At 62.9% G+C, this 25,819-nt stretch carries 28 protein-coding genes; 16 read left to right on the forward strand and 12 right to left on the reverse strand.

Features of this window, described 5'->3' with window-relative positions; all coding sequences use genetic code 11:
- Positions 1 to 3: 3 nt before the first annotated feature.
- Both ACFSM5_RS17640 and ACFSM5_RS17645 read right to left on the reverse strand, forming a co-directional pair.
- Positions 4 to 492, reverse strand: a complete 489-nt coding sequence (locus tag ACFSM5_RS17640) for a hypothetical protein (RefSeq protein WP_379877851.1) — start codon at positions 490 to 492, stop codon at positions 4 to 6.
- A 40-nt stretch (positions 493 to 532) separates the two neighbouring features.
- Positions 533 to 1,822 (reverse strand): BaiN/RdsA family NAD(P)/FAD-dependent oxidoreductase, encoded by a 1,290-nt coding sequence (locus tag ACFSM5_RS17645; protein WP_417498530.1) that lies wholly within the window; start codon positions 1,820 to 1,822, stop codon positions 533 to 535.
- A gap of 2 nt (positions 1,823 to 1,824) precedes the next feature.
- Here ACFSM5_RS17645 and ACFSM5_RS17650 point away from each other — a divergent pair, with 2 nt between their 5' ends.
- The 10 genes from ACFSM5_RS17650 (at position 1,825) to ACFSM5_RS17695 (ending at position 10,610) form a co-directional block, all read left to right on the forward strand.
- Positions 1,825 to 2,301, forward strand: a complete 477-nt coding sequence (locus ACFSM5_RS17650) for a YcgN family cysteine cluster protein (protein ID WP_379877852.1) — start codon at positions 1,825 to 1,827, stop codon at positions 2,299 to 2,301.
- Positions 2,302 to 2,427: 126 nt separating this feature from the next.
- A complete protein-coding gene (locus ACFSM5_RS17655) occupies positions 2,428 to 3,312 on the forward strand; it encodes a class I SAM-dependent methyltransferase (protein WP_379877853.1) in 885 nt (294 codons plus the stop codon).
- Between the two features lie 72 nt (positions 3,313 to 3,384).
- Entirely contained in the window at positions 3,385 to 3,510 is a 126-nt protein-coding gene (gene ykgO / locus ACFSM5_RS17660; RefSeq protein WP_084627548.1) for a type B 50S ribosomal protein L36, read from the forward strand.
- Between the two features lie 184 nt (positions 3,511 to 3,694).
- Positions 3,695 to 4,162, forward strand: a complete 468-nt coding sequence (locus ACFSM5_RS17665; RefSeq protein ID WP_379877855.1) for an Rrf2 family transcriptional regulator — start codon at positions 3,695 to 3,697, stop codon at positions 4,160 to 4,162.
- Positions 4,163 to 4,276: 114 nt separating this feature from the next.
- A complete protein-coding gene (locus ACFSM5_RS17670) occupies positions 4,277 to 5,764 on the forward strand; it encodes an FAD-linked oxidase C-terminal domain-containing protein (RefSeq protein ID WP_379877856.1) in 1,488 nt (495 codons plus the stop codon).
- Positions 5,765 to 5,780: 16 nt separating this feature from the next.
- Positions 5,781 to 6,935 carry an FAD-binding protein gene (locus ACFSM5_RS17675; protein WP_379877858.1) on the forward strand — a complete coding sequence of 385 codons (1,155 nt, stop codon included), beginning with the start codon at positions 5,781 to 5,783 and terminating at the stop codon, positions 6,933 to 6,935.
- Between the two features lie 152 nt (positions 6,936 to 7,087).
- Positions 7,088 to 8,377: a glycolate oxidase subunit GlcF gene (glcF, locus tag ACFSM5_RS17680; RefSeq protein WP_379877859.1), complete on the forward strand. Its 1,290-nt coding sequence runs from the start codon at positions 7,088 to 7,090 to the stop codon at positions 8,375 to 8,377.
- Complete coding sequence (locus ACFSM5_RS17685; protein WP_379877860.1) at positions 8,374 to 9,366, forward strand: class I SAM-dependent methyltransferase; 993 nt, start codon at positions 8,374 to 8,376, stop codon at positions 9,364 to 9,366. Before glcF ends, ACFSM5_RS17685 begins: the two co-directional genes overlap by 4 nt.
- Entirely contained in the window at positions 9,363 to 10,106 is a 744-nt protein-coding gene (locus ACFSM5_RS17690; protein ID WP_379877861.1) for a pseudouridine synthase, read from the forward strand. Before ACFSM5_RS17685 ends, ACFSM5_RS17690 begins: the two co-directional genes overlap by 4 nt.
- Before the next feature lie 63 nt (positions 10,107 to 10,169).
- Positions 10,170 to 10,610 (forward strand): hypothetical protein, encoded by a 441-nt coding sequence (locus ACFSM5_RS17695; RefSeq protein WP_379877862.1) that lies wholly within the window; start codon positions 10,170 to 10,172, stop codon positions 10,608 to 10,610.
- A gap of 137 nt (positions 10,611 to 10,747) precedes the next feature.
- Here ACFSM5_RS17695 and ACFSM5_RS17700 read toward each other — a convergent pair whose 3' ends face one another.
- A complete protein-coding gene (locus ACFSM5_RS17700) occupies positions 10,748 to 11,167 on the reverse strand; it encodes a rhodanese-like domain-containing protein (protein ID WP_379877863.1) in 420 nt (139 codons plus the stop codon).
- 89 nt (positions 11,168 to 11,256) lie between these two features.
- Between ACFSM5_RS17700 and ftrA the strand changes: the two genes are divergently transcribed.
- A complete protein-coding gene (gene ftrA, locus ACFSM5_RS17705) occupies positions 11,257 to 12,228 on the forward strand; it encodes a transcriptional regulator FtrA (RefSeq protein ID WP_379877864.1) in 972 nt (323 codons plus the stop codon).
- Here ftrA and ACFSM5_RS17710 read toward each other — a convergent pair.
- Positions 12,204 to 13,103 carry a LysR substrate-binding domain-containing protein gene (locus ACFSM5_RS17710; protein ID WP_379877865.1) on the reverse strand — a complete coding sequence of 300 codons (900 nt, stop codon included), beginning with the start codon at positions 13,101 to 13,103 and terminating at the stop codon, positions 12,204 to 12,206. The genes ftrA and ACFSM5_RS17710 overlap by 25 nt on opposite strands.
- Before the next feature lie 104 nt (positions 13,104 to 13,207).
- Here ACFSM5_RS17710 and ACFSM5_RS17715 point away from each other — a divergent pair, with 104 nt between their 5' ends.
- Both ACFSM5_RS17715 and ACFSM5_RS17720 read left to right on the forward strand, forming a co-directional pair.
- Positions 13,208 to 13,819 carry a glutathione S-transferase family protein gene (locus ACFSM5_RS17715; protein WP_379877866.1) on the forward strand — a complete coding sequence of 204 codons (612 nt, stop codon included), beginning with the start codon at positions 13,208 to 13,210 and terminating at the stop codon, positions 13,817 to 13,819.
- A complete protein-coding gene (locus ACFSM5_RS17720; RefSeq protein WP_379877867.1) occupies positions 13,816 to 14,976 on the forward strand; it encodes a YbfB/YjiJ family MFS transporter in 1,161 nt (386 codons plus the stop codon). The genes ACFSM5_RS17715 and ACFSM5_RS17720 overlap by 4 nt, the downstream gene beginning before the upstream one ends.
- On the opposite strand, the gene ACFSM5_RS17725 is transcribed toward ACFSM5_RS17720, so the two are convergent.
- From ACFSM5_RS17725 to ACFSM5_RS17760, 8 genes are all read right to left on the reverse strand, one after another.
- On the reverse strand, positions 14,973 to 16,184 hold the full coding sequence (locus tag ACFSM5_RS17725; protein ID WP_379877868.1) for an MFS transporter: 1,212 nt from the start codon (positions 16,182 to 16,184) through the stop codon (positions 14,973 to 14,975). The genes ACFSM5_RS17720 and ACFSM5_RS17725 overlap by 4 nt on opposite strands.
- 13 nt (positions 16,185 to 16,197) lie before the next feature.
- A complete protein-coding gene (locus tag ACFSM5_RS17730; protein WP_379877869.1) occupies positions 16,198 to 16,434 on the reverse strand; it encodes a DUF2798 domain-containing protein in 237 nt (78 codons plus the stop codon).
- Positions 16,435 to 16,439: 5 nt separating this feature from the next.
- Positions 16,440 to 16,907 carry an RNA pyrophosphohydrolase gene (locus tag ACFSM5_RS17735; protein ID WP_379877870.1) on the reverse strand — a complete coding sequence of 156 codons (468 nt, stop codon included), beginning with the start codon at positions 16,905 to 16,907 and terminating at the stop codon, positions 16,440 to 16,442.
- Positions 16,904 to 18,004, reverse strand: a complete 1,101-nt coding sequence (locus tag ACFSM5_RS17740) for a divergent polysaccharide deacetylase family protein (protein WP_379877871.1) — start codon at positions 18,002 to 18,004, stop codon at positions 16,904 to 16,906. The genes ACFSM5_RS17735 and ACFSM5_RS17740 overlap by 4 nt, the downstream gene beginning before the upstream one ends.
- A 3-nt stretch (positions 18,005 to 18,007) precedes the next feature.
- Complete coding sequence (locus ACFSM5_RS17745) at positions 18,008 to 19,369, reverse strand: S41 family peptidase (RefSeq protein WP_379877872.1); 1,362 nt, start codon at positions 19,367 to 19,369, stop codon at positions 18,008 to 18,010.
- A gap of 8 nt (positions 19,370 to 19,377) precedes the next feature.
- Positions 19,378 to 20,586, reverse strand: coding sequence for a murein hydrolase activator EnvC family protein (locus ACFSM5_RS17750; RefSeq protein WP_379877873.1), 1,209 nt, complete (start codon positions 20,584 to 20,586; stop codon positions 19,378 to 19,380).
- Positions 20,587 to 20,595: 9 nt separating this feature from the next.
- Positions 20,596 to 22,161 (reverse strand): 2,3-bisphosphoglycerate-independent phosphoglycerate mutase, encoded by a 1,566-nt coding sequence (gpmI, locus tag ACFSM5_RS17755; RefSeq protein WP_379877874.1) that lies wholly within the window; start codon positions 22,159 to 22,161, stop codon positions 20,596 to 20,598.
- A gap of 235 nt (positions 22,162 to 22,396) precedes the next feature.
- Positions 22,397 to 22,984: a TlpA family protein disulfide reductase gene (locus ACFSM5_RS17760; protein ID WP_379877875.1), complete on the reverse strand. Its 588-nt coding sequence runs from the start codon at positions 22,982 to 22,984 to the stop codon at positions 22,397 to 22,399.
- Here ACFSM5_RS17760 and argH point away from each other — a divergent pair.
- Genes argH through lysA form a run of 3 tightly spaced genes read left to right on the forward strand, consistent with a single transcriptional unit; the run spans position 22,983 to position 25,818 of the window.
- The gene (gene argH / locus ACFSM5_RS17765) at positions 22,983 to 24,392 is read left to right on the forward strand and encodes an argininosuccinate lyase (RefSeq protein ID WP_379877876.1); all 1,410 of its coding nucleotides are present in this window, start codon (positions 22,983 to 22,985) and stop codon (positions 24,390 to 24,392) included. The two genes, ACFSM5_RS17760 and argH, sit on opposite strands and share 2 nt — an antisense overlap.
- Positions 24,389 to 24,514, forward strand: coding sequence for an LPS translocon maturation chaperone LptM (gene lptM, locus ACFSM5_RS17770; RefSeq protein ID WP_379877877.1), 126 nt, complete (start codon positions 24,389 to 24,391; stop codon positions 24,512 to 24,514). The genes argH and lptM overlap by 4 nt, the downstream gene beginning before the upstream one ends.
- Positions 24,511 to 25,818 (forward strand): diaminopimelate decarboxylase, encoded by a 1,308-nt coding sequence (gene lysA, locus ACFSM5_RS17775; RefSeq protein WP_379877879.1) that lies wholly within the window; start codon positions 24,511 to 24,513, stop codon positions 25,816 to 25,818. The genes lptM and lysA overlap by 4 nt, the downstream gene beginning before the upstream one ends.
- Position 25,819 lies beyond the last annotated feature (1 nt).

The raw sequence follows: 25,819 nt of genomic DNA on the forward strand, positions 1-25,819 counted from the left end.
AGGTTAGCCCTTGAGATCGCCGCGCGTCAGCATCCCGTCGATCAGATCCATCAGTTCGAACATGAATTCCGGGTCGATCCAGATCAGGGTCGGGCGGTCGGCAGAAAACCACATCGTCCAGATCATGCCGTTGCCGAACGTGTCGAGCTGATGGGCTTGGGCGGTATGGGGGCGACCATCGCTGGCGCGTCCCTGCCAGTCTTCTGGACCCACATCCGGCCGTTCGGCGTAAAAACGCTTAAGGTGCGGCGGCATCTTCGGGCGCTGATCGACCCATTTGAAATGTTTGGCGGCATGTTCGCCGCGACCCAGAATATCCCGAGCCAGGGGCGCTGCGATATGCACCGTCAAAGCCGATCCATCCTCGATGGCGAACTTCAGCAGCAGGGCATGCCCGTCGAAATCCGCGCCGCTTGAGAAGGAGGTGATCCGCCGCTTCTGCGCCAGGAACTCCAGCATCTCGAGGGGGATCATCTCGCCGGGTTTCATCATCGGGTCAGTTCCTGTCCTTAAAGTCCGTGTTGCTGCCGGTTCAAGCCGACATCCCGGCGACCCAGCCGCTCGACCAGGCCCATTGGAAATTATAGCCACCGAGCCAGCCGGTCACATCGACCGCCTCGCCGATGGCATAGAGGCCGGGGATCTTTTTAGCCTCCATGGTCTTGGATGAGAGGGCATCGGTATCGATACCGCCCAAGGTGACCTCAGCCTTGGCGAAGCCTTCGGTGCCGTCCGGCGCGAAAGGCCATGCCTGGAGACGATCTGCGAGGGCCAGCAGCTTCTTATCCGACAGATCGGCGAGCTTGCCGTCTTCGACAAATTTTTCGACCAGCAGAGTTGCAAGACGCGCGGGCAGGCGTTCGGCCAGCAGGGTCTTGAGGCTGGTCTTGGGCCTGTCGCGCTTGGCATCCAGCAGCCACTCGCGCCCATCGCCGCTACCTGCCAGCCAATCCATCGTGATGCTTCCGCCGCTGGGGGGCAGATATGAGGAGATCTGCAGGATGGCCGGGCCGGAGACGCCCTTGTGCGTAAAAAGCATGGCCTCGGGAAAGCGGCGCTTGCCGGTGGATGCGATGCAGGGGAGCGCGGTGCCGGTGATGCTGCGCATCCAGTCGATATCTGCAGGGCCTGCGGTCAGCGGGACAAGGCCGGGGCGTGGCTCAATCAGCTTCATGCCAAAGCGCTTGGCGGTACGATAGGCAAAATCGCTGGCACCAAGCTTGGGGATCGACAGGCCGCCACAGGCCAGCACGACGGCATCCGCCGTAATCGGCCCCTGGCTGGTGGAGATCAGAAAGCGGTCCGGCTTCTGGATATCCTCGACCTTGACGCTAAAGCGGCAATCGACGTTACCGGCCTTGGCCTCTTTCATCAGCATGGCGACGATCTGCTTGGCCGAACCGTCGCAGAAAAGCTGCCCCAGAGTTTTCTCGTGGTAAGCAATCCCATGGCGTTCGATCAACGCGATGAAGTCGGTCGCCTTATAGCGGGCCAGCGCCGACTTGGCGAAATGCGCGTTGGCGCTCAGGAAGCGGTCGGGCTGAATATCGAGGTTGGTGAAGTTGCAGCGCCCGCCGCCCGAGATCAGGATCTTGGCGCCGGGGGCTTCGTTATGGTCGACAAGCATGACCCGTCGCCCGCGTTGCCCCGCGATAGCCGCACACATAAGACCGGCGGCGCCTGCCCCGATCACCAGAATATCGGTTTCGATCATGGCGGCAGGAATAGGGGAGGGCGGGCAAGGCTGCAAGGAAACCTTGACGCGCGGCTTGCGGTGACTACTTTCAGCGCCATAACCCCATTCTGTCCCGGAGTCCGTCACCGATGGCTGCCCAGCCGTTCTGGAAGAGCAAGACATTGCTGGAAATGTCGCCCGACGAATGGGAAGCCCTGTGCGATGGCTGCGGGAAATGCTGCCTTGCCAAGCTGGAATATGAGGATGATGACGGGCAGCCGACGGGGATCGTCGAGTTCACCGATATCGCCTGCAAGCTGCTTGATGGTCACAGCTGCCAATGCAAGGACTACGACAATCGCTTCGCCGAGGTGCCGGACTGCGTGAAGGTGTCGGCCAAGAATATCGACGACCTCTATTTTATGCCGCCCTCCTGCGCCTATCGGCTGGTGTCGGAACGGCAAGATCTTCCTTGGTGGCATCCCCTGATCTCGGGCGATCCGGAGACGGTGGTAACGGCGGGCTTCTCGGCGCGCGGCAGGGTTGTGTCGGAAGAAGAAGTGACCGACGCGGAGGACTGGCCCTCCCATATCGTCGATTGGCCGGGGCGCCTCGTTCCCGGTTGAGGAACCGCCCAAGCCGCTGCGGCGTTCAGAAGCTTGCATGCTACAGGCAAAAAACGGCACTGTTACGGGAAGACATGATATTTGCGGTATGCTGGGGGTCAGGCATGCCTTGCGTTGGGGGATGGAATGGGGTTGTTCGGGCGTAAAAAGAAGCCGGTCGTAGAGGCGCTTCCCGAGGAGGAAGAGCCCTTATTGCTGACCGATCTGGCGCCGGATCAGCCGCATATGATGATGGCGGAGGAGCCGGGCAAACTCTGGCCCATTTCCCGCATCGAAGCTGCCGAGCAGATCTGGGGCGAGGAAAACCTCGGGCCGGGCAATCTCAATTTCTCGATGGAACTGCTCAATCCCGTCGGGATCAATTCCGAAACCAACATTGTTGATCTGGCTGCCCGTGTCGGTGCTACCGGGCGCGAATTGCGCCGTCGTAACGGCACCTGGGTCACCAGCCTCGAACCCGATCCCGATCTTGCCAAGGATGGGCAAGCGCGCTCCACCCGTCAGGATCTGGACAAGAAGTCGCCGGTCCGTACCTACGATCCCAACGAGTTCGAATTGAAGGAAGGCGGCTTCGACTGCGTTTTCGCGCGGGAGATGTTCTATCTCGTCCCCGACAAGGCCCGGCTCTATAACTCCATCGTTTCCGGGCTGAAGCCGCGCGGCCAACTGATCTTCACCGACTTCCTGGTGACGCGGGCAGGTGCTGTCACCGCCGATATGGAAGCCTGGTACGCCTATGAGACGCCGCGCCCGACCCCCTGGTCGTTGGCACAGACGACCGACACGCTGCAGGGCGAGGGGATGGACGTGCGGATCGCCGCCGACATCACCGACCGCTACCGCGACATGATCGTGCAGGCCTGGGTCGGCCTGTCGGAGAAGCTCGAAAAAGGCGCCATTCCCCGTCATCTGTTGAAGGCGGTGGCCAGCGAAGCCGAACGTTGGGCGGCCTTCCGGCGGTGCCTGGATGCGGGCAGCCTCGTCGTCTATCGCTTTCATGCCTTTCGGTAGTTGACTCATCGCGGGCGCATCGGTAGGGTGCGCGCCTCATAACGTGTGACCCAATCTCGGCTAGGGCCTATCATGAAGATCGTCAATTCGCTTAAGTCCATGAAGACGCGCCACAAGGCGTGCCGTATCGTTCGCCGCAAGGGCCGCGTTTACGTGATCAACAAGCAGAACCCGCGCTTCAAGGCCCGCCAGGGCTAATGAAGACGGAGGTCGGCTTCGGTCGGCCTGCCTGTTTCAAAACAAACCCCGCCCCAACCCGGCGGGGTTTGTTTTGTTTCGGGAAATGCCTCCCGCTGCTGGCAATTCTCTCTAGTTGGTCAAAAGCCCTTGATGCGCGTACAATGGCGCATTAAATCAGTTACAGTTGTAGGGGAAGCCTCAGATGGCCGGACGCAGCAGTAGCCGATTTGCCGTCGCCGTTCACGCGCTGGCGGTGATCGCGAAGGAAAAGGCCTATGCCGAAAAGCAGGGTGATCACACCTCCAAGTGTGATGCGCCGTCCTGCTCGGATTGGATTGCCCGTTCGGTCGGCACCAACCCGGTCGTGATTCGCCGCCTGCTCGGCACCCTGCGTGAGGCTGGTCTCGTGTCTTCCATCGCCGGTCCCAAGGGCGGCTTCGTCCTGGGGCGTCCTGCCCCGCAGATTCGCCTGGGCGAGGTGTATCGGCTGGTCGAACCCGACGGCGCCTTTGCGCTCCATGACGGCACCAACCAGGACTGCATGGTCGGCAAGACCATGTGTGGCACGCTGGAGGTCATCACCGATCAGGCCAATGCCGCGCTTGCTGCCGACCTGGACCGCTGGACGCTGGCCGACGTCCTGACCCAAGTGCTGGAAGCGGCGGAGTAACTCTCCGGCCTTCGTCTCCCGTCAAATCCCATCAGCTTCCAGGCTTGGCGTAGCTGTCATGCAGCCGCTATGGTGGATGCAAGAAAAAGAGAATCTTGGGAAGGGACCAGGCCTATGGAGATGCCGCCGCCGGACGAGGGGCTGCTGGCGCGCCGTGCTGAGATCGCGGCGGATCTGGAAGCATTGCTGCCGCCGGGCTGTGTCGTGGTCGATGGGGCGGCGCTCAAGGCCTATGAAAGCGACGGGCTGACGGCCTACCGTCAGGTACCGCTGGCGGTGACCTTGCCGCGTTCGACCGCCGAGGTGGCGGCCGTTCTGCGCTATTGCCATGAGAACAAGGTCAAGGTCGTGCCGCGTGGCTCCGGTACCGGGCTTTCCGGCGGTGCGCTGCCGCTGGCCGATGGGATCATCCTGGGGCTGGGCAAGCTCAATAAGATCCTGGAAGTCGATTTGCCCAACCGCTGCGCCCGGGTGCAGCCAGGGGTGACCAATCTGGCGATTTCCCAGGCCGTGGCCCATGCCGGTTTCTATTACGCACCCGATCCCTCCTCCCAGATCGCCTGCTCTATCGGCGGTAATGTGGCGGAGAATTCGGGTGGTGTGCATTGCCTGAAATACGGTCTGACCACCAATAACCTGCTGGGTCTGGAGTTCGTGACTATCGAGGGCGAAGTCCTGCGGGTGGGTGGCAAGCATCTCGAAGCCGGTGGCTACGACATCATGGGCCTGCTGACCGGGTCCGAGGGGCTGCTGGGCGTGGTGACCGAGGTGACGGTGCGACTGCTGGCCAAGCCCGCGACCGCCCGGGCCGTGCTGCTGGGCTTCCCGACATCGGAGGCCGCGGGCGATTGCGTCGCGGCGGTCATCGCGGCGGGGATCATTCCAGGCGGCATGGAGATCATGGACAAGCCCGCGATCCACTGCACCGAAGCCTTCGTCAATGCGGGCTATCCGCTGGATGTCGAAGCGCTGCTGATCGTCGAGCTGGATGGCCCGCCGGTCGAGGTGGATATGCTGATCGAGCGGGTGTCCAAGATCGCGGCCGACCGGGGCGCGAGCTATAACCGCGTCTCGACCTCGGAGGCAGAGCGGGCCAATTTCTGGGCTGGACGCAAGGCTGCTTTCCCTGCCATCGGCCGCATTTCCCCGGACTATATCTGTATGGATGGCACCATCCCGCGCCGCCGCCTGCCCGAAGTGCTGCGGCGGATGAGCGAACTGTCTGTGCAACATGGCCTGCGGCTTGCCAATGTCTTCCATGCGGGCGACGGCAATCTGCACCCCCTGATCATGTTCGACGCCAATAAGCCCGGCGATACCGAGAAGGCCGAGGCCTTTGGCGCCGATATCCTGCGCCTGTGTGTCGAGGTTGGCGGAGTTCTTACCGGCGAACATGGGGTGGGGATCGAGAAGCGCGACCTGATGCCGACGATGTTCAACGAGACCGACCTCGATCAGCAACTGGCGGTGAAATGCGCCTTCGATCCGGACAGTCTGCTTAATCCCGGCAAGGTCTTTCCGCAACTGGCGCGCTGTGCCGATGCCGGGTGGATGAAAGTTTCGGGAGGCGCGCTGCCGCATCCCGATCTGCCGCGTTTCTAGAGGCCGCGAGCGACTCATGAGTAAAATAGATCAGCCGCGCGACGCGGCGGACCTTGTGGCCCTGGTCAAGGAAGCAAAGCCGCTGGCTGTTTCCGGTACCGGTACCCGCGAGGGGCTTGGCCATCAGGTTACCGGTCGTCCGGTCAGTCTCGCCGGTTTTGCCGGAATCGCGGATTACCAGCCTGAAGAACTGGTGATGACCGCCGGGCCCGGGACCACCATCAGAGCCTTGCGGGCGGCCCTGGATCAGGCGGGGCAGCATCTGGCATTCGAGATCCCCGACCATGGCCCGCTCTACGGTAAACCGGCGGGCGAGGGAACGCTGGGCGGTTTGCTGATGACGGCGACAGCCGGATCGCGCCGCATCTCGGCGGGTAGCGTCCGCGATCATTTCCTGGGCTTCACCGGCGTCAACGGCAAGGGCGAGATCTTCAAGGCGGGCGGTAAGGTGGTGAAGAATGTCACTGGCTATGATCTGCCCAAGCTGCTGGCGGGATCTTTCGGCACCCTAGCGCTGCTAACCGAAGCGACGATCAAGACTCTGCCGCGGCCCGAGACCGCGACAACCCTACTGATCGATCCTATCGATGAGTCGGTTGCCTTCTCCGCCATGAGTCTGGCGTTGGGAAGTGCGCATGAGGTCTCGGGTGCTGCTTATCTGCCGCAGGATCTGTTTGGATTGGGCGGGCCGAAAGTCGCGGTACGCCTGGAAGGCTTCGAGGCCTCGGTCAAAGCCCGTGCATCGGTATTGGCGGAAGAGTTGAAGGCCTTTGGCTCCATGGATCCGATGTCAGGTGGCGACCTCTGGCAGCACATCAGCGATGCGGCGCCCCTGGTGGGTAAGCCGGACCTAATCCTCTGGCGCTTGTCTGTCGCGCCTATGGAAGGGGCGGAAGTTCTGAAAGCTGTCGGCGCCCATGAAGTCGCCTGGTTCGACTGGGGCGGCGGACTTATCTGGTTGGGTCTTGCACCGGGTGAAGCCGATGGCGGTGCTGCGCGGGTGCGGGCAGCGGTGGCGGGTAAAGGGCATGCGACCCTGGTACGGGCGCCGGACGCTATTCGGGCGAGCGTGCCCGTGTTTCAGCCGCAGGGCGCTCTGGCGCCACTGGCCGCCCGCGTGAAGGCCAGCTTCGACCCACTCGGCATCTTCAATCCGGGAAGGATGGGGTGATGGATCTGTGCGCCCAAAAGAAACTGTCATCCCGGCCTCTGAGCCGGGATCCGGCCGCCGGAGTGGCCATTCTCCTGCGGCGACACGCTGCAACAGCTTTCGGCCGGATCCCAGATCAAGTCCGGGATGACAAAAGTAAGGGTCACTAACCCATGCAGACCACCTTCAGCCTGACCCAGCTTGCCGATCCTGATGTGGCTGCGTCCGAGAAGATCCTGCGCACCTGCGTGCATTGCGGATTCTGTACGGCGACCTGCCCGACCTACACCCTGCTGGGTGATGAACTCGACAGTCCGCGCGGCCGCATCTACCTGATCAAGGGCATGCTGGAGGCTGAAGACGAGCCGGTGCCGGAGAGCACCGTCAAGCATGTGGACCGCTGCCTGTCTTGCCTCTCCTGCATGACCACCTGTCCTTCGGGCGTGCATTACATGCATCTGGTCGATCACGCGCGGGCGCATATCGAAGAACATTACAAACGACCGCTCCTGGATCGCTCCTTGCGTAAGCTGCTGGGCTGGTTGCTACCGCGCCCGATGCTGTTCCGTCTTGCCCTGTTAGGCGCTGCGCCGGTACGGCCCTTCCTGTCCTGGCTGCCGGGACGGCTGGGCGCGATGCTGCGTCTGGCTCAGGCGCCTGCCGACCGCTCACGCAGCGAACATCCGGGCAGTTATCCGGTGCAGAACCGCAAGAAGCGCGTAGCGATGCTGACCGGCTGCGCCCAGAAGGTGCTGGCGCCCAGCATTAACGACGCCACCATCCGCCTGCTCAATCGCCATGGGGTCGAGGTGGTGGTGCCGCCGGGGCAAGGCTGCTGCGGGTCGCTCAACCATCATCTTGGCCAGGAAGAAGCCGCGATGGGCTTCGTGAAGGCTAATATCGTCGCCTGGGAAGCAGAGATCGCGAATGGCGGTCTCGATGCCATCGTCATCAATGCCTCGGGTTGCGGGACGACGGTAAAAGACTATGGCTTCATGTTGCGGTCCGAGCCTGAGTGGGCAAGCCGGGCCGAGCAGATCGCTGCCTTGGCCAAGGATATCGTGGAGGTCATGAGCGAGCTTGGCCTGCAGGAGCCGACAATCCCAACCGGTCAACGGGTCGCCTATCACTCCGCCTGCTCGATGCAGCATGGCCAGCGCCTGAAGACACAGCCGCCAGCCCTATTGAAGGCGGCGGGCTTCCAGGTGCAGGAAGTGCCGGAAGGACATCTGTGCTGCGGGTCGGCGGGCACCTACAATCTGCTTCAGCCTGATATTGCTTCCCAGCTCAAGGCTCGCAAGCTCGGCAATATCGCCAAGACGACACCGGATTTTGTCGCCACTGGAAATATCGGCTGCATTACCCAGCTTCACAGTAAGGCCCTTCCTGTGGTTCATACCGTCGAACTGCTCGACTGGGCGACTGGCGGGCCGATACCGGACGTACTGGCGGAACGAATTTGAGTATTGAAGCTTTTGACGCGACGCTTTGGGCATTGGACCAGGGCGCAATTGTGCTGCCCAAGGAAGGGCTGATCCTGATCGATGGCGCGGTGCCCCACGCCCTGCTGCGCTCGATCCCGCAGGAACGGATCCGTGTGCGCCAGGACTGGCAGCCCACCGCGAGCCAACTGCATCTGTCGGCTTGGTTGAACGAGCCTCTGGCAGCGGCTCTGGTGTTTCCGGCCAAGCAGCGCGACCGCGCCCTCGGCGATCTCGCGACAGCTGCCGAAGCGGTGGTGCCGGGTGGACTGGTTCTGCTGGCAGCCCCGAATACGGCTGGGGCCGGACGGTTCGCCCGCGATCTGACCGATCTGCTGGGCAATAGCGAGAGCGTGTCGAAACATAAGGCCCGTGTCGCCTGGGGGCGCCGGACCGATGATTTCGACATGGCGCTGGCCAAGACCTGGGAGCAGGCAGCGGCCCCTGCGCCGATCCTGGATGGTAGCGTGACGAGCCAGCCTGGGCTTTTCGCCTGGGACCGGGTCGATCCCGGTTCGGCTCTATTGGCAGAGTGTCTGCCTGAGAAAATTTCCGGTCGAGTGGCGGATATCGGCTGTGGTTGGGGCTTCTTGGCTCGCGAGGTCATTAGAAAAACTAATGACCTGGCCGTGCTGGATCTCTATGACGCCGATGCGCGTGCTGTCGCCTTGGCGGGTCATAATGTCGGGCGCCCGGCACGCGTGCTGTGGCGCGATGTGATGGGCGGGCTCGACGGGACCTATGACCTCATCTTCTCCAATCCGCCGTTCCACGAGGGGCAGGCGCGGCGGGTCGATCTGGGGCAGGGCTTCATCCGCACGGCAGCGGGCGCGCTGGCGCCGGGTGGGCGATTGATGCTGGTGGCGAATCGCTCGCTTCCTTACGAACGCATCATGGGGGAATATCTGAAAGACGTTGCGATGCTGGCCGATGCGGGCGGGTACAAAGTCCTGACGGGAGTGAAGGCATGAGCCGTCCTGAAAAGCTGTTGAAGATGATGGGTGGCCTTGGTTATGGCTCGCGCCGCGAAGTTGAACGGCTGTTCATCGAGGAGCGCGTCACGGATATCGACGGCGAACGCCTCTATGGCGATGACCGGGTGGAGCACAGCCGAGTTTTGCTGGACGGCAAACCGCTGGATCCCGCTGAAGGTTCGGTCATCGTGCTGCACAAGCCCGAAGGCTTCATCTGTTCGACCGACGATCCCGGCGGGCGATTGATCTATGAACTGCTACCCCATCGTTTCCGCCATCGCAGCCCGGTGCTCGCCAGCATCGGCCGTCTGGATAAGGACACCTCCGGCCTGCTGCTGCTGACCGATGACGGGCAGTTCTTGCATAAGGTCATCTCGCCCAAAAGCTCGGTCGAAAAGCTCTATGAAGCCGATCTGGCCCGCCCGCTTGAGGGTGGCGAGATCGAGACGCTGGCCAGCGGCACCCTGATGCTGAAGAACGAGACTAAGCCCTGCGTCCCGGCCAAGCTGGTGCCGATCGGGGAGAAAAAGGTGCGGCTGGTGCTGACCGAGGGTCGCTATCACCAGGCGCGCCGGATGTTGGCGGCGGTCGGCAATCACGTGGAGAAGCTGCGCCGCGTCGGCATCGGCGGCATCACGCTCGACGGGCTGGAGGAGGGCGCCTGGCGCCTGCTGACGCCGGAGGAAAAGAAGGCCGTCTTCACGCCGCTGGACGAGCGGTTGTTGAACGTCGGGTAAGTCTTATGGGTGACGGCGGGCAGCCCCAGCAGTTAGGATGGGGCAACCCCCGAGGAGGTCCCCATGCGCACCCTGCTTGCTGCCGTTTTCCTGCTGATCGCCGCACCGGCTCTTGCGTTCGAAGGCACCTACGAGGTGCGCGGCGGCAATCCCGACCGGGGCACGGGTTACGCCGGCATGGCCTATATCGGCAAGACCGGCGAAGTCTATCAGATCCTCTGGGTCATCAAGAACCAGCAGTACCGGGGCCTTGGCATCGTAGATGGCGATGTCATGGCGGTATCGGTCCCGGCAGCGCAGCAGGTGGTGCTCTATCGCAAGGACCCGAAGGGGCAGTTGCTGGGGCGCTGGGCGGTTGCCAATCAGAATGTCGTCGCGCCTGAAGTGCTGATCCTTAAGAAAGCCGGGCAGCCGGATAATATGGCGCCGCAGGCTCCTACGCCGCAGCGGCAACAACCACAGCCGCCAAAGCTTAACAATGGGAAGCCCGAAAAGGCGACATAAGGTCGGGTCCGATAAAGGCCCCGTCACCCCGGACTTGATCCGGGGTCTCGTGTAGTCGAGCCGCGTCGAGGGAGCGACGGAGCTTTTCCACCCAAGATCCCGGACAAGTCCAGGATGACGGGATCTCCGAGAGCGTCTTAAGCGGCCAGCTTGCCCGGTTCCTCGCCGGCTACAAAGCTGAAGCCTTCATCGGCCCAGCCAGTCATGCCGCCGATCATCAGCTTCACCGGGCGACCCAGCTTGGCCAGGTTCATCGCGCCCCGGTCACCGCCATTGCAGTGCGGACCGGCGCAATAGACGACAAAAACCGTATCGGCAGGGTAGGCGGCGAGAGCTTCGGTCGTGATCTTGCGGTGGGGCAGGTTGATCGCACCCGGCACATGAGCCTTGGCGTAGGAAATCGGGCCGCGCACGTCGAGCAGCACAAAATCCATCTCGCCCGCCCGCATGGCGGCTTCCACGTCCGAACAGTCGGTTTCAAGCGACAGGCGGGCGGCGAAATGGGCGGCGGCAACTGCTGCATTGGCGGCGGGGATCTGCGTCACGGAACTGGCCATCTCTAGCCTCCATCGGTTGGTGATGAGGAAAAGCTACGGCGAGACGATGAGGCTGGAAAGTGGCGTGATTGCCGTGTAGCGTCAAGATCATGCCAATCGAAACATCCATTGCCAATCCGCTGGTCGTCACCCTGGCTTATGACGGGCTCTGTACCTTCGAATTCGGGGTCGCGGTCGAACTCTTTGGCCTGTCCCGACCGGAGATGGGGCCGAATTGGTATCGTTTTGCGGTGGCGGGCCTCGACGAAGGCCCGATGCGGGCGACCGGCGGTGTTCGGGTGGTGGCCGACGGCGGACTGGATCTGCTGGCGGAGGCCGGAACCATCGTTATTCCTGGCTGGAAAGGCGTTGATGTTCCGGTGCCGGAGGTGCTGAGCACGGCTCTGCGGGCTGCCCATGGGCGCGGCGCGCGGATCATGACGATCTGCTCGGGTGTCTTTGCCCTGGCTGCCACGGGTCTGCTGGATGGTCGGCGGGCGACGACCCATTGGCGCTATATCGACCGGCTGAAGGCAGCCTATCCGGCCATCGAGGTCGCGCCCGACGTCCTTTATGTCGACGAAGGCCAGTTGCTGACCTCGGCGGGCAGCGCGGCGGGGATCGACCTAGGTCTGCATCTGGTGCGGCGGGATTTCGGGACCGAGTTTGCCAATGCCGTCGCGCGGCGTCTGGTGGTGCCGCCCCATCGCGAAGGCGGGCAGGCGCAATTCATCGAACGGCCGGTGCCGACGGTGCGGGAGGGGCAGCGCTTGGGACCGTTGCTGGACCGCATGCGCCGCTCGCTCGATCAGGATCTCAATATCGCCGGGATGGCGCAGGACGCGGGCATGAGCCAGCGTACCTTCCTGCGGCGTTTCAAGTCCACCACCGGCACCACGCCTGGCGAATGGCTGCTGAACGAGCGCCTCTCCCATGCCCGTGCGCTGCTGGAGGGTGGCCAGCGGAGCATCGAGGATATCGCGGCTGCCTGCGGCTTCGGGTCTACCGCGACGTTGCGCCATCATTTCCGCCAGCGGCTCGCCACCAGTCCCGCTGCCTATCGCGCAAGGTTCGCGGGCTGACTCTCATTAAATGCCTGCTTCAGCCAGTCAATGACTGCCGGTAGGGCTGGATGAGTGCTGGAGGCGGTAACGGCGTAATAACCATAGGAATCGCGGGCGGCGACGGTCGACAGGCGCGCCAGTTGCCCCCGCGCCAGTTCTCCTTCCACCAGACGGCTGCGTGCCAAAGCGACCCCCTGGCCCTGTAGGGCAAGGTCCAGCGCCATGCCCGCATCATGGATGATAAGCCCTCGATCCGGTTCCTGGTGCCCGGTCAACCCGGCGGCCATAAACCAGGGATGCCAGGGCTGGCTTGGATTGCGGATCAGAGGCGCGGCGGCGATGGCTTCCGGATCAGCCAATGATTGCGCTAGATCGGGCCGTGCCACGGGGAACAGCCATTCGTCGCTTAGATGGTCGGCCTTCACGCCCGGCCAGTCGCCGGGTCCGTATCGTAAGGCCAGATCGATGCCCTGGCGTTCCAGGTCCACCAACTGCGCCGCCGGTACCAGCCTGAGGTCCAGGTCCGGGAACCGTTCGGCAAAGTCACCCAGTCGCGGCAGCAACCAGCGTTGGGCCAAAGCGGGCAGAAGAGTCAAAGTCAGCGCTTGTCGTTGTGTCTGCCGCGCCCTGGCCAGGGCGGATCGCAGATTCTGCAGACTCTCGTCCACTTCCCCCGCCAGCAGCAACGCGGCTTCACTGGGACGCACGCCCCGGCGGTGGCGCTCAAAAAGCTGGACGCCGAGCCAGGCTTCCAGCTGCGAGAGATGATGGCTGATGGCGCTGTTGGTGAGTTGTAGCTCGCGCGCGGCCAGCGAGATATTCCCGGTGCGGACGACGACGGAAAAGGCCCGCAGACATTGGAGCGGGGGAAGCCAATCCGAGAATTTAGCCATCGATTTCATTGATCTCTCTGATCAAGGGAATTCGCTGCAGAATATGGTCTCCCGCCTCTATTGTCGCCCTTTCTCCCATCGTTGGAATTCAAAGGTGACGGCCAATGAAGCTCTATTATTCCCCCGGCGCCTGTTCGTTGGCCTGCCATATCGTTCTGGAGGAGATCGCGATCCCCTTCGAAGCGCAGCGGGTGGACATTGGCCAAGGGGAGCATCTGGCGGCTCCCTACCTGACGATCAATCCTGCGGGCCGCCTTCCTGCGCTGGAGGAGGATGGTTCGGTCCTGACCGAAGCGACCGCGATTCTGATTTCCCTGGCGCTGCGATATCCTGAGGCCGGTCTGATACCAAAACAGGCGGATAGAATGCTGGAGACTCTGGCTTGGCTCTCCAGCACGGTGCATCCCCTCTATGGTGCGCTTTGGCGGCCAGGCCGGATGTTTGCGGAGGAAGAGAGGCGCGGGGCTTTGTCGGCCGCAGCCCGGGCGCAGCTGCCACCAGTCTACGAGCGTTTCGCCGAACGCTTAGGCACGCAGGGCTGGCTTGCGGGCGAGGCATTCACCCTGGCCGATGCCTATGGCATCGTCTTTTTCCGGTGGGCCAATCGGATCGGGATACCGGTTTCGGACACCCTGACCGACTGGGCGCGGCGGGTGGAAGTGCGGCCAAGCGTACAGCGGGCGTTGGAACGGGAAGGGATTTCTCTCTGGTCATGAATGAATCACCGCGTAAGGCGCTGGTCGCCGCTGCCCTGCTGGGGCTGGCGGGGGCTGTTGCCCTGGGGTTTGCCCGTTTCGCCTATGCCTTGCTGGTCCCTGCGATGCAGGCGGATCTCGATCTCTCCTATGCCGCTATCGGTGGGTTGAACGGTGCCAACGCTGCAGGCTATCTGCTGGGTGCCTTAAGCGCCGGACCTCTTGCCAATCGTTTCGGACTGACCCGTGTCTTCATTGCTGGCGCCTTGGGGACGGCGGCGACGGTTGCCTTGACGGCGCTGGGTGGAGGGCTGGCGAGCCTGCTGCTGCTTCGATTGCTGCCAGGGGTCACGGGCGCCTGGTGCTTCGTTGCCGGTGGTGTGTTGACCGCGCGACTGGCGGCCGGCCTGGGGGCAAAGGGCGGATTGGCGATCGGGCTGTTTTACGCGGGGCCGGGCGTCGGCATTTTGCTGGGCGGACTGGCAATCCCGGAACTGCTGAGCTTTGGGTGGCGGACTGCCTGGGTGGGGCTTGGGCTGTTGGCCCTGGTGGCGGCCTGTGGCGCGGCGCTCGGTACCCGTACCAAGGTTGAGGCGCAGGCTCCGGCCAAGGGCGGCGCACAGCGGCCGGTATCCTTGAGTTTCTCCCTTGCCGCCTATGCCTGTTTCGCCATGGGCTACATCGGCTATATGACCTTTATCATCGCCGCCCTGCGTCGGTCGGGCCTATCTGCCGATATGACCACTGGCTTCTGGTGCCTGCTGGGGATCGCCACCATGCTGGCGGCCTGGCCCTGGGCGAAGGCGCTGCAGAACAGCCGGAACGGCCGCCCGCTGGCTGCTGCCCTGGCTCTGACATCCCTGGGGGCCGCCTTGCCTCTGGCAGGCTTGTCGCCGGTGCCGCTTGTTGCTTCCGCTATCCTGTTCGGGGGCTCTTTCCTGGCGGTGGTGGCCGCGACGACCGCCATCGTGCGAGCCATGCGCCCGGCCGAAGATTGGCCACGCTGGGTCAGCCACTTCACAGTTGTCTTCGGGGTGGGGCAGGTGGTGGGGCCGGTGCTGACCGGCACCTTGGGCGATATCTTCGGGTCGACCGATGTGGTCCTGGCAACATCGGCGGCAATTCTGGGGATCGGGGTCCTGCTCGCCTTGTGTCAGCCTTCAGCCGAAGCCGGTTAAGTCCGGCGGCGGAAGGTGCCGAGAAGGGCGAAGAGACCCAGGATCAGCATCAGCATGCCGCCCGCAACGAAGCTGGCGCCGGTGCCATAGGCTTTGGCGATCAAGGCGCCCAGGAAAGGCGCGCCCAGGATCGCGAGCGTGTCGAGAGTCTCGCCAACCGCCGAAACCCGGCCGATATGGTCGGCGCCCGCCTCCCGCTGCAACAGGGTGCGGAAGGGGACCATGACAAAGGATGTCGACAGGCCCAGTCCGGCGAAGATCGCGAGGAACAGGGCCGCAGGCATCGGCATGCCGTAATCGGGGCCGCCGCCGAGCAGGATCAACAGTCCGCCGGTCAGGAACGCACCGATGATGATGGCCAAAAGACTGTGCCGTTCCAGGTTGACGAGGCCGATGCCCAGGGCGCCGATAACGCCGCCGATCCCGACAGCGACCATCGACAGACCGTAGATCTCTTTGGAAAAGCCAAGCTCATTGGCCAGAATCGCAATGAAGAGATCATAGAGGAAGATGGCGGCGAAGCCGCCGGACATCATCAGCAGGCTCACGATCAGGATGGGCTTGGAGCCGATGAACCGGAGGCCATCGATGATATGGGCCCACAGCGAGGGTGTCGTCTCTCCGGTGGCAAGACTGGCGGGAGTGGCTGTCAGGCGTAGGAGGATCACGGCGGATGCAAGACCGAGGCAACCATTGAGGAGAAAGAGGCTGCGCGGCTCCAGGATCAGCAGCAGGGCCGAACCCAGCGATGGGCCTAGAACTTTCGATGCCTGCTTGATCGCATAGCTGAGGCCATTGGCGGGAAGGCGGTCTTCTTCGGGGACAAAGCCGGTGATCGCGACCTGCTTGGCCGGACCGTAGAACACATCGAAACAGTTGCGCAGTAAGATCAGGCCCAGCAGGACCGGAATACTCGGCGCCAGAAACAGCAGAAAGGTCGCCAGCGCCCGCAGCCCATTGCTGCCGATCAGGACGGGGCGGACGGGCCAGCGATCGACGAGGGCTCCTGCGATGGGACCCAGGACGACATAAGGCAGGGCCATGGCGACGCCTAGCCAGGCGAAAGTCGCGGCATCGGCCTGCCAGACGAAGCCGAGAAGAACGCCGATGGCGACAAAATCGAGCCAATCTGAGAAGTCGGCCGGAATCTGGGAAAGGGCCAGCAGGCGGAAATTGCGATGGCGCCGCAGGAGGCTCAGATAGCGCATGGGCGACGGAAACTCAGGACTGCCGGACGATCCGGGCGAGGATCTTGCGCACGGTCGGCGCCACCACCAGCACGGTCGGGAAAGCGACTGCCCAGGCTATCGGCCAGGAGGTGAGCCAAAGGTGCGGTACCTCAGCTGTAAGGCCCACTGCGCGCAAAGTCGCAATCAGCGAGACGACAGCGGACATCATGCCGGACAGCAGGAAGCCGAAGGCATAGGCCTCGTATCGTTTGGGGATGAAGGGGCGCATTTCTGTCAGGCTTTCACAAAATGCGGCAGGAATTCTGCCACGACCTGCCGATAGAGGTCCTGTTTGAAGCCGACGATCATTTCCGGCAGCAGATGGGGCGGCGCCCATTTCCAGGCGCTGAATTCCGGGTGTTCGGTTGCGATATCTATATCGCTATCCGACCCGGTGAAGCGGAACAGGAACCACTTCTGTTTCTGCCCGCGATAGCGGCCTTTCCAGACCTTGCCGCGGATCTCCTCCGGCAGGTCATAGGCAAGCCAGCCCCGGCTTTCCACCAGCAGCTCGGCCTTGGATGTGCCGGTTTCTTCTTCGAGTTCACGGAAGGCGGCGGGGAGGGGATCCTCGCCCGCATCGATGCCGCCCTGGGGCATTTGCCATGCACCGGGCGTGTCGATCCGCTCGGCCACAAAGATCAGGCCCTCGGCATTCATGAGGATGATGCCGACCCCCAGACGGTAAGGAAGATCGCTCATTGGGTGGCGACAGCGAACCGTTCGAGTTGGCGATTAATGGCGGAGGTAGCAGGGGCCAGGGCGAAGCCCTTTGCCTCCAACGTTTCCAGCCACGGTTTCAGCCGTTCGATGGCGCCCATGGAGGCGTCTACCGCCAGGACAGCCGTCCCGCGACCTCCGGCCAGACTTTCAACGGTATGCAGAGCATCGGGCAGCATCTCGGCGTCACTGACGATGATGTCGGTATAGCCGAAGGGGAGGGCGAAATCGCGGGTCAGCCGAACCATGGCCGGACGACCGACCGCACGGTTGTCGATCCAGGCGAGACCACGCTCGCGCAGGGATTTGGCCAGCGGTGCCATGGCCTGATCTGACCCCAGCATCCGTTCGCCATGGCGCGCCAACACACCGACGACGGCAGGGGCGCGGGCCAGAACCCATTCCATGCGGGCAATGTTATCGGTCGGAGAGAGATCCAGCAGCAAGGTCGCGGGACCGGGATCGTTGGTCGGGAAATCCTGCGGCTCGAACGCCAGATCGAGCCAGGCTTCATGCCCAAAAGCGCGTGCACGGCTGACCCAGGTGGGCAGGCCGGGCGAATAGGGGCTGTAGGAGAAGGAGACACCGGCCGGAAGCTCGGTGATCGCCTTGTCCGTGGTTTCCCGCGACAGGCCGAGCTGCGTCATGACCACGGCGATACGGGGGCGGGGGTCGCTGGCATCGAAATGCCCGGCATACAGCTTCCAGGGCTGCTTCGTGTGATCAGCCGACATCTTGGGCAGATCGCCACCATAGGCCGAGGGCTCGGTCAGGGCGGGATCGACCGGAGCCAGCGCCACTTCGGTCGGCTTCGGAGTCGGATCGGCTGAAACCGGGGCGGTGGTTGCAGCCGCCTGCGATGTCGGAGCGGTTGCAGTTTCGCCGGGCGCCGGAGCCTTGGCGCCTGCAACCTTCGAAAGGTCCGCCTCGGGCAGGGTGATCTCCACCCGAGGCACATTGAGGCTGATACGCGGGCGGAAGCGCCCGGCATCGAAGATCCAGGCGGCTGCGCCAGCGCAGGCCGCAATAAGCATCAACCACGCTGTGGTCAGTGCCGTGCTCGATTTCGCAGCCGCCATGGATCAGTTCGCCGGAGTACGGTTGGTGTAAAGCGAGATCGCCCGGATAAGGTCGACCGCGCGGGCAAGTTGGTAGTCCTCGGCGGAACCCAGCACCAGCGGTGCCTGCTCGGTCGGGGTGACCGGCTGGATCGGTGCTGCGCCAGAGGCTGGGGTTTCGTTCGGATTGCGGATCGCACCGCGCAGGGAAGCTTCCGAGCGACGCTCGCCGGTGTTGACCGCTTCGACCTTCGCCGCATTCACGACGATGTCCGGCTCGATCCCCTTGGCCTGGATCGAGCGGCCCGAGGGCGTGTAGTAGAGCGCGGTGGTCAGGCGCATGGCGCCATTGCCCGAACCCAGCGGCATGATCGTCTGAACCGAGCCTTTACCGAAGCTCTTGGTCCCCATGACGACAGCACGGCGGTGATCCTGCAGGGCACCTGCAACGATTTCCGAGGCCGAGGCCGAGCCATCGTCGATCAGTACCACGATGGGCAGACCGCCGGTGATGTCGTCCGGCTTGGCGTTGTAGCGCTGGGCGGCTTCCGGGCGACGCGGCGAAGAGGTCGAAACGATCTCGCCCTGGGTCAGGAAGTCGTCCGACACGGCAACTGCCTGATCGAGCAGACCGCCCGGATTGCGGCGCAGGTCGAGGACGAGGCCCTTGAGCTTGCCCTTGGACTGTTCCTTGATCCGGTCGAAAGTCTTGCGCAGGCCGCTGTCGGTCTGCTGGCTGAAGGTCGTGATGCGGACATAGGCGATATCCTCGCCCTCCAGACGCCCGCGAACGCTTTCGATCTTGATGGCGGCGCGCTGCAGCGACACGTCGAACGGCTCGCGGCCTTCACGGCGGATCGTGACTTTGATCTCGCTGTTGATCGGGCCACGCATCTTTTCGACCGCTTCGTTAAGGGCAAGGCCCTGCAGCGATTCGCCATTGAGGTGGGTGATGAAGTCACCGGGTTTCAGCCCCGCGCGACTGGCAGGCGTATCGTCAATCGGCGACACGACCTTCACGAAGCCTTGCTCCATCGACACTTCGATCCCCAGGCCGCCGAATTCGCCCTGGGTCTGGACCTGCATGTCCTTGTAATTTTTCGGGTTCATGTAGCTGGAGTGCGGGTCCAGCGACGTGAGCATCCCATTCACGGCAGCTTCGATCAGCTGCTCGTCCGTGACCTTGTCGACATAGTCGGCGCGCACCCGCTCGAACACCTGACTGAACAGGTCGAGCTGGCGATAGGTTTCGGAGGTCTTGTTCTGTGCCTCGACGACTGTCGGGGTCAGAAGCTGTCCACCGACCGCGCCCAAGGCGACCAGAACCGCGATGGCGGCGCCGCGCTTCAATGCGCTCGAGGACATAAGGCTTCGACGATGACCCATGAAAACTCCTATCTCGCCCTTTGGGCCGCGATCCACGGCCGCGGGTCGGTCGGTTGACCATTGCGGCGCAGCTCGTAGTAAAGACCTGTGTCGTCCTTGCTGGCGGCGCCCATCGCCCCAACCGGTTCGCCGGTCTTGACCGCTTTGCCGACTGATGTGTCGATGCGGCCTAAACCTGCAAGCAAACTATGATATCCATCGCTATGTTCCACAATCAAGATCAGGCCGTAACCCCTGAAAGGGCCAGCGAATAAAATTCGTCCCGATGATGGCGCAACAATGGTGGCCTCCGGACGGGTGGAGATCGAGATGCCACGGGTGGTCGAACCCAGGGTGTCTGCCTGTCCGAAACCCGCAGTAATCCTGCCTGAAGCGGGCATTGTGCGGCTTGCATCCCGCGCAATAACAGCGTCGCCAAGGTCTGGCCGGGCGACTGCCGGAAGCCGTTGAGCGGCCCGTCGGGCTGCTTCTTCCTGGCGTCTTTTTTCTTCAGCAATTCGTTCCGCGATCAGTTTTTCGATCAGTTCGCGCAAGTCTTTTGCGTTGTCGGTCAGCGCCGCGATGCGTTGTTCGGACTTTTTTTCTTCGACCGACAGCTTCTTTTCAAGATCCTGTTTGCGCTTCAACAGCCCCGCGATTGACCCGCGCTCCTTGGCAAGGCCCCGGATCGAGGCATCGACCTTGTCGCGTTGACGGCGCACTTCCACCTCAACCCGGCTCAGTTCTGCCAGATCGTCTTTCAGGGCGTTCATGCGGGCATCGAGGGTCGGAATGGCGCCTTGCAGGGCCAGGGCTGTGCGGATGGTCGTATCCGGCGCCTGGGGCAGCAGGATCATGGTTTCAGGCGGGTGAAGTGCGAGGCGCTGGGCGGCGGCAGCCAGCTCGATCAGTTCGCCGCGCCGTGCGCTCAACGCTTCGCGTTTGCTCCCCGCGTCCCGTTGCAGATCGGCGAGGGCGACTTCGAGCGAGGAGAGCGCGGTTTCATTCTCCGTGGCCGACCGTCCGGCGAGCACCAGCTGATCGCGCAGATTGTCGATCTCGGCTTCCAGCTCTTTCTGCTGACGCTCGATAGTGGCATGGCGCTCGCGCGAATTGGCGAGGTCATTCTCCAGGCGCTTCAGTTCCTGCTGCCGGGCTTCGGGCGATTGTTCCTGTGCGGCAGCCGGAAAGGCTGCCGCTATCAGGATCGCTGCCGACAGCGGGACCAGGAAACGCATGGGGCGCGACTATTCCGCTGCTTGGGCGATGGGTTCGGCGGACAGCAAAGAATTGCCCGTCATTTCTTCGGGCTGCGGGAGACCCATCAGGGCCAGCAGCGTGGGGGCCACATCAGCGAGACGTCCGGGCGCGAGTCCCTTCACCCAATCAGGTCCATTGACCAGGACGGTCGGCACCAGATTGAGCGTATGGGCGGTATGGGGTTCGCCGGTGATGGGGTCGATCATCTGCTCGACATTGCCATGATCGGCCGTGACCAGCAGAGCGCCGCCCACTTCCTTGACGGCGGCCTCGACCTCGCCGATGGCGACGTCAACGGCTTCGACCGCCTTGATCGCGGCTTCCAGGATGCCGGAATGGCCGACCATATCGGGATTGGCGAAGTTGCAGATGATCAGATCGAACGTGCCCGCGCGAATGGCGCCGGTCAGTTTCTCGGTCACGATGCCCGCCGACATCTCGGGCTGCATGTCGTAGGTCTTGACCTTGGGGCTGGGGACTAGGATGCGCTCTTCACCCGGATAGACCGTCTCGGCCCCGCCATTGAAGAAGAAGGTGACGTGGGCATATTTCTCGGTCTCGGCGATACGGAGCTGCTTCTTGCCAGCCTTGGAGACGATCTCGCCCAGCGTATTGGGGATTTCCTGGGGCGGATACATCGTGGTGAGCCAGGCGGAATGCTGGCTGGAATATTCCACCATGCCGAGGGCATTGGGGATCGACAGTTTACGCTCCCGCACGAAGCCGTCGAAAGCAGGGTCGAGCATGGCTGACAGGATCTCACGCGCCCGGTCGGCACGGAAATTGGTCATGAACAGCCCGTCGCCGTCCTTGAACCCGGTATAGTCGCCGACGACGGTCGGCTGAATGAATTCGTCCGTCTCGCCAGCGGCATAGCCCGTGGAAATCGCTTCAGTAGCTGTCGCTGCCGAGCGCCCCTTGGCTGCGACGATCGCGTCATAGGAGGCTTGCACCCGCTCCCAACGCTTGTCGCGATCCATGGCGAAGAAACGCCCGGCGACGGTGGCGATGGTGATGCCTTCCACTCCGGCCAGGCCTTGGCCAAAGGCAGTCAGGAAGCCCTGAGCGCTTTGCGGCGGGGTGTCGCGACCGTCGGTGAAAAGATGCAGGGCGACCTTGACGCCCTGACCCGCGATATGGCGGGCGAGCGCGATCATATGGTCCTGATGGCTATGGACGCCGCCATCGGACATCAGGCCCAGCAGATGGGCGGTGCCGCCATTGGCCTGGAGGCCGGAGACAAAAGCCGCCAGTTCGGGCTTGGCGAAAATCGACTTGTCGATGATGGCATTATCGATCTTCGGCAGCTCCGGCACCACGATGCGGCCCGCGCCCAGGTTCATATGGCCGACTTCCGAATTACCCATCTGGCCTTCCGGCAGACCGACATGGCGCTCGGACGCATTCAAGGTGCCGGTCGGGCTGGTCGCCATCATGCGGCGGAAATTCGGCAGGTTGGCGAGGGCGATAGCGTTGTTGTCGGTTTCCTTGCGCAGCCCCCAGCCGTCCAGAATGCACAGGACTACGGGGCGGATGGGGGAACCGGCAGACATATCGCGGACCTTTCGAAAACGGATCAAACCCGCCGATTATAAGCCCGGCAGGTCGTAAGTGGTAGATGCCTTTGGAATCCTGGCGATTTTCCGTGACGAGATTAGGGCAGATGCCGCTCTCTCGTCATCCCGGGACTTGATCCCGGGATCTTCTCCGGAAGCCTAGCCAATTTTTTTCGAGGCGGTGTGGATGCGCCCTCTCGGGAGATCCCGGGATCAAGTCCCGGGATGACGGCTAGATTTTCAGATAATGCGCGATCAGGGCCTTTGCCGGGGCTTCGTCCCATTCGGCGGTGCCCGCCAGTTGGCCCAACACTCGTCCGTCCGGTGAGATGAAAACCGTCGTCGGCAGGCCTGGGGTCTTGAAGGCGCGGGCCGACTTCATCGTCTTGTCGATCAGCAACGGCAGATGTTTCATGCCGATCTTATCGTAGAACTCCTGGGCCTTCTGCCGCCCTGCCCGGTCCTGGCTGATGGCCAGCACGACAGCCTTGCTAGGGTCGAGGGTCGCGCCCAGGCGGTCCAGCGAGGGCATTTCCTTGATGCAGGGGGCGCACCAGGTGGCCCAGAAATTGAGGATTATCAGCTTTCCGGACCATTCTTTGAGCGACCGGGGGCGGTCGTCCTTATCCTGAAATTCGATCTCCGGGATCGGTTGTGGATCGGCGCTCGGCTTGTATTTTGTCATCTCGCCGTCGAGCGGGAGTGCAAAAGCCGGAAATATCGGTGCGGCGAGGGTTGCGCCGAGCGCCGTCTTGGTGAGAATGGCGAGGGCTTCGCGTCGAGTGGGCCGCAAAATTCCAGTGGAGTTCGTTTCGTTCATGTCCTCGTCCAACAACGCCGATAAGACCGCGACCAATCAGCTCTGGGGCGGGCGTTTCGCCAGCGGCCCGGCGGCGATCATGGAAAAGATCAACGCGTCCATCGGTTTCGACAAGAAGCTCTACCGTCAGGATATCGCCGGGTCAAAGGCCCATGCGGAAATGATGACGAAACAGGGCGTCTTGAAACCCGAGGACAATGCCGCGATCCAGGCCGGGCTCGACAGCGTTCTTCAGGAGATTGAAGAGGGACGCTTCGAGTTCAAGGTTGCCCATGAAGACATTCACATGAATGTCGAGGCGCGCCTGTCGGAAATCATCGGACCGGCGGCGGGCCGTCTGCACACCGGCCGTTCGCGTAACGATCAGGTGGCAGTCGACCTGAAGCTCTGGCTGCGGGACGCCATCGATCAGCTGATCGGCGATGTGAAGGCCCTGCAGTCGATCCTGATCCGCCGGGCCGAAGAACATGCCGATACGGTCATGCCGGGCTTCACCCATCTTCAGCCCGCCCAGCCGGTGACCTTCGGGCACCACCTGCTGGCCTATGTCGAGATGCTGGGCCGCGACCGTTCGCGCCTTGCCGATTGTCGCGCACGTCTTAACGAATCGCCGCTGGGGGCGGCTGCCCTCGCCGGGACGCCTTATCCGCTGGACCGCCATTTCAGTGCCAAGCTGCTGGGGTTCGACAAGCCGACGGAAAACTCGCTCGACAGCGTGTCCGACCGCGATTTTGCGATGGAGTTCCTGGGCCTGGGCGCCATCATGGGCGTTCATCTGTCGCGCCTGGCCGAGGAGATCGTGAACTGGTCCTCGCCTGCGTTCGGGTTCGTGCGGGTGGCGGATGCCTTCTCCAGCGGTTCGTCGATCATGCCGCAGAAGCGCAATCCCGATGCCGCCGAACTGATCCGTGCCAAGGCGGGCCGCACCATCGGCAACCTCAATTCGCTGCTGATCGTAATGAAGGGGCTGCCGCTCGCCTATTGCAAAGACATGCAGGACGATAAGGAGCCGGTGTTCGAGGCGGTGGAAACCCTTTCGCTCTCGCTGGCTGCCATGACTGGCATGTTCGAAGGCATCACCATCAACAAGGATCGCATGCGCGGTGCTGCCGAGGCTGGCTTCATCACGGCGACCGATCTGGCTGACTGGTTGGTCCTGGACTTGGGCATGCCCTTCCGCGATGCCCATCACGTGACCGGCCGCATCGTTGCGCTGGCCGAAGCCAAGGGTCAGCGTTTGGATGAGCTGACTCTGGAGGAAATGCAGTCCGTCCACGGCGCCATCCACAAGGGCGTGTTCGGCGTGCTGACCGTTGAAGGATCCGTCGCGCGTCGCACCTCTTATGGTGGGACCTCGCCGACCCAGGTGCGTGACGCCATCACCCGCGCAAAGGCTCGCTTCCTATGATCCGCCAAGCAACCGTTCTGCTCCTCGTCGCCCTGGCGCTTGCTGCTTGCGGCAAGAAGGGCGACCTCGACGCGCCTGACACCAAGTCCCGCACTTTTCCAAGGACCTATCCTTCATCATGATGACAGGTATCGAATATCGCGGCGGCATTCTGGCCGTCGATGGCGTTCCACTTCCCCGCATCGCTGATGCCTTCGGAACCCCGACCTACGTCTATTCGACCGAGGCCATGGTGTCGGCCTATCGCGGGTTCGCGAGTGCTTTTGCGGACCGCGACAACCTCATCTGCTATGCGCTGAAAGCCAACAGCAACCTCGCCGTGATCAGCACGCTGGCTGCCGAAGGCGCGGGCGCTGATGCCGTCTCCATCGGCGAAATCCGCCGGGCGCTCGCCGCTGGGGTCGAGCCGAAGAAGATCGTCTTCGCAGGCGTCGGCAAGACGGCCGAGGAGATGGCCGCCGCCCTTGAGATCGGCATTCTGCAATTCAATGTCGAAAGCCTGTCCGAGCTGAAGATGCTGTCGGAAGTGGCGACGGCGCTCGGCCATACGGCAGAGATCGCGGTGCGGGTCAATCCGGACGTCGACGCCAAGACCCACGCCAAGATCACGACCGGCAAGAAGGGCAATAAATTCGGCATCGACCTGGATCAGGCCGCTTCGGTCTATGCGCTGGCCAAGAGCTTGCCCGGCATTAAGGCGACTGCCATCGGGATGCATATCGGTTCGCAGATCCTCGATCCGACGCCGTTTGAAGAGGCGTTGCGGCGCCTTGTTACCCTGACGCGTGAGCTGCGCGATGCGGGACATGACATCCAGCGCCTCGATTGCGGCGGTGGTCTCGGCATTCCCTATAAGGGCGAGACGCCGGTGTCGGTCGAAAGCTATGCCCAATTGGTCAAGCGCGCCACCGACGGGTCCGGTTGCAAGCTGATTTTCGAGCCGGGCCGGTATTTCGTCGGCAATGCCGGGGTGCTGATCACCAAGGTCGTGCATGTGAAGGACGGCAGTGCTCACCGCTTTATCATTCTCGATAGCGCGATGAACGATCTGGTCCGCCCGGCCATGTATGATGCCTGGCATACCATCGTTCCGGTCAAGGAACCGGCCGCTGACGCGCCTATCGAACCTGTCGAGATCGTGGGGCCGATCTGCGAAAGCTCCGACCAGTTTGCCAAGGGCCGCCCCATGCCGCCCTTGCAAGCGGGCGATCTTGTCGCCATCCTTAGTGCAGGTGCCTATTCGCGGGTGATGTCGTCCAACTACAATACCCGCCCCGAACCGCCCGAAGTGCTGGTGAAGGAAGGGGTATTTGCCATGATTAAGCCGCGACCCGCCGTTACCGATCTGTTTGCGAACGAAACTCTGCCCGAGTGGCTCGTCGATACGGGTGCCAGCCCGCGTCCGCGCGTCTACGGCACCCGGTAGG

The organism is Lacibacterium aquatile, from assembly GCF_042683105.1.
Lineage (GTDB): Bacteria > Pseudomonadota > Alphaproteobacteria > Elsterales > Elsteraceae > Lacibacterium > Lacibacterium aquatile.

Bases quoted from the DNA above. Each gene is read 5' to 3' on its own strand.
- ACFSM5_RS17695 (WP_379877862.1), top strand. From the start codon at position 10,170: ATGCGCACCCTGCTTGCTGCCGTTTTCCTGCTGATCGCCGCACCGGCT.
- ACFSM5_RS17735 (WP_379877870.1), bottom strand. From the start codon at position 16,907: ATGAGCGATCTTCCTTACCGTCTGGGGGTCGGCATCATCCTCATGAAT.
- ACFSM5_RS17730 (WP_379877869.1), bottom strand. From the start codon at position 16,434: ATGCGCCCCTTCATCCCCAAACGATACGAGGCCTATGCCTTCGGCTTC.
- ACFSM5_RS17750 (WP_379877873.1), bottom strand. From the start codon at position 20,586: ATGCGTTTCCTGGTCCCGCTGTCGGCAGCGATCCTGATAGCGGCAGCC.
- ACFSM5_RS17690 (WP_379877861.1), top strand. From the start codon at position 9,363: ATGAGCCGTCCTGAAAAGCTGTTGAAGATGATGGGTGGCCTTGGTTAT.
- ACFSM5_RS17670 (WP_379877856.1), top strand. From the start codon at position 4,277: ATGGAGATGCCGCCGCCGGACGAGGGGCTGCTGGCGCGCCGTGCTGAG.
- ACFSM5_RS17665 (WP_379877855.1), top strand. From the start codon at position 3,695: ATGGCCGGACGCAGCAGTAGCCGATTTGCCGTCGCCGTTCACGCGCTG.
- ACFSM5_RS17640 (WP_379877851.1), bottom strand. From the start codon at position 492: ATGATGAAACCCGGCGAGATGATCCCCCTCGAGATGCTGGAGTTCCTG.
- ACFSM5_RS17715 (WP_379877866.1), top strand. From the start codon at position 13,208: ATGAAGCTCTATTATTCCCCCGGCGCCTGTTCGTTGGCCTGCCATATC.
- glcF (WP_379877859.1), top strand. From the start codon at position 7,088: ATGCAGACCACCTTCAGCCTGACCCAGCTTGCCGATCCTGATGTGGCT.
- ACFSM5_RS17700 (WP_379877863.1), bottom strand. From the start codon at position 11,167: ATGGCCAGTTCCGTGACGCAGATCCCCGCCGCCAATGCAGCAGTTGCC.
- lptM (WP_379877877.1), top strand. From the start codon at position 24,389: ATGATCCGCCAAGCAACCGTTCTGCTCCTCGTCGCCCTGGCGCTTGCT.
- ACFSM5_RS17760 (WP_379877875.1), bottom strand. From the start codon at position 22,984: ATGAACGAAACGAACTCCACTGGAATTTTGCGGCCCACTCGACGCGAA.
- ACFSM5_RS17740 (WP_379877871.1), bottom strand. From the start codon at position 18,004: ATGGCGGCTGCGAAATCGAGCACGGCACTGACCACAGCGTGGTTGATG.
- ACFSM5_RS17745 (WP_379877872.1), bottom strand. From the start codon at position 19,369: ATGGGTCATCGTCGAAGCCTTATGTCCTCGAGCGCATTGAAGCGCGGC.
- ACFSM5_RS17675 (WP_379877858.1), top strand. From the start codon at position 5,781: ATGAGTAAAATAGATCAGCCGCGCGACGCGGCGGACCTTGTGGCCCTG.
- ACFSM5_RS17655 (WP_379877853.1), top strand. From the start codon at position 2,428: ATGGGGTTGTTCGGGCGTAAAAAGAAGCCGGTCGTAGAGGCGCTTCCC.
- ACFSM5_RS17710 (WP_379877865.1), bottom strand. From the start codon at position 13,103: ATGGCTAAATTCTCGGATTGGCTTCCCCCGCTCCAATGTCTGCGGGCC.
- ykgO (WP_084627548.1), top strand. From the start codon at position 3,385: ATGAAGATCGTCAATTCGCTTAAGTCCATGAAGACGCGCCACAAGGCG.
- ACFSM5_RS17720 (WP_379877867.1), top strand. From the start codon at position 13,816: ATGAATGAATCACCGCGTAAGGCGCTGGTCGCCGCTGCCCTGCTGGGG.
- argH (WP_379877876.1), top strand. From the start codon at position 22,983: ATGTCCTCGTCCAACAACGCCGATAAGACCGCGACCAATCAGCTCTGG.
- gpmI (WP_379877874.1), bottom strand. From the start codon at position 22,161: ATGTCTGCCGGTTCCCCCATCCGCCCCGTAGTCCTGTGCATTCTGGAC.
- ACFSM5_RS17725 (WP_379877868.1), bottom strand. From the start codon at position 16,184: ATGCGCTATCTGAGCCTCCTGCGGCGCCATCGCAATTTCCGCCTGCTG.
- lysA (WP_379877879.1), top strand. From the start codon at position 24,511: ATGATGACAGGTATCGAATATCGCGGCGGCATTCTGGCCGTCGATGGC.
- ACFSM5_RS17650 (WP_379877852.1), top strand. From the start codon at position 1,825: ATGGCTGCCCAGCCGTTCTGGAAGAGCAAGACATTGCTGGAAATGTCG.
- ftrA (WP_379877864.1), top strand. From the start codon at position 11,257: ATGCCAATCGAAACATCCATTGCCAATCCGCTGGTCGTCACCCTGGCT.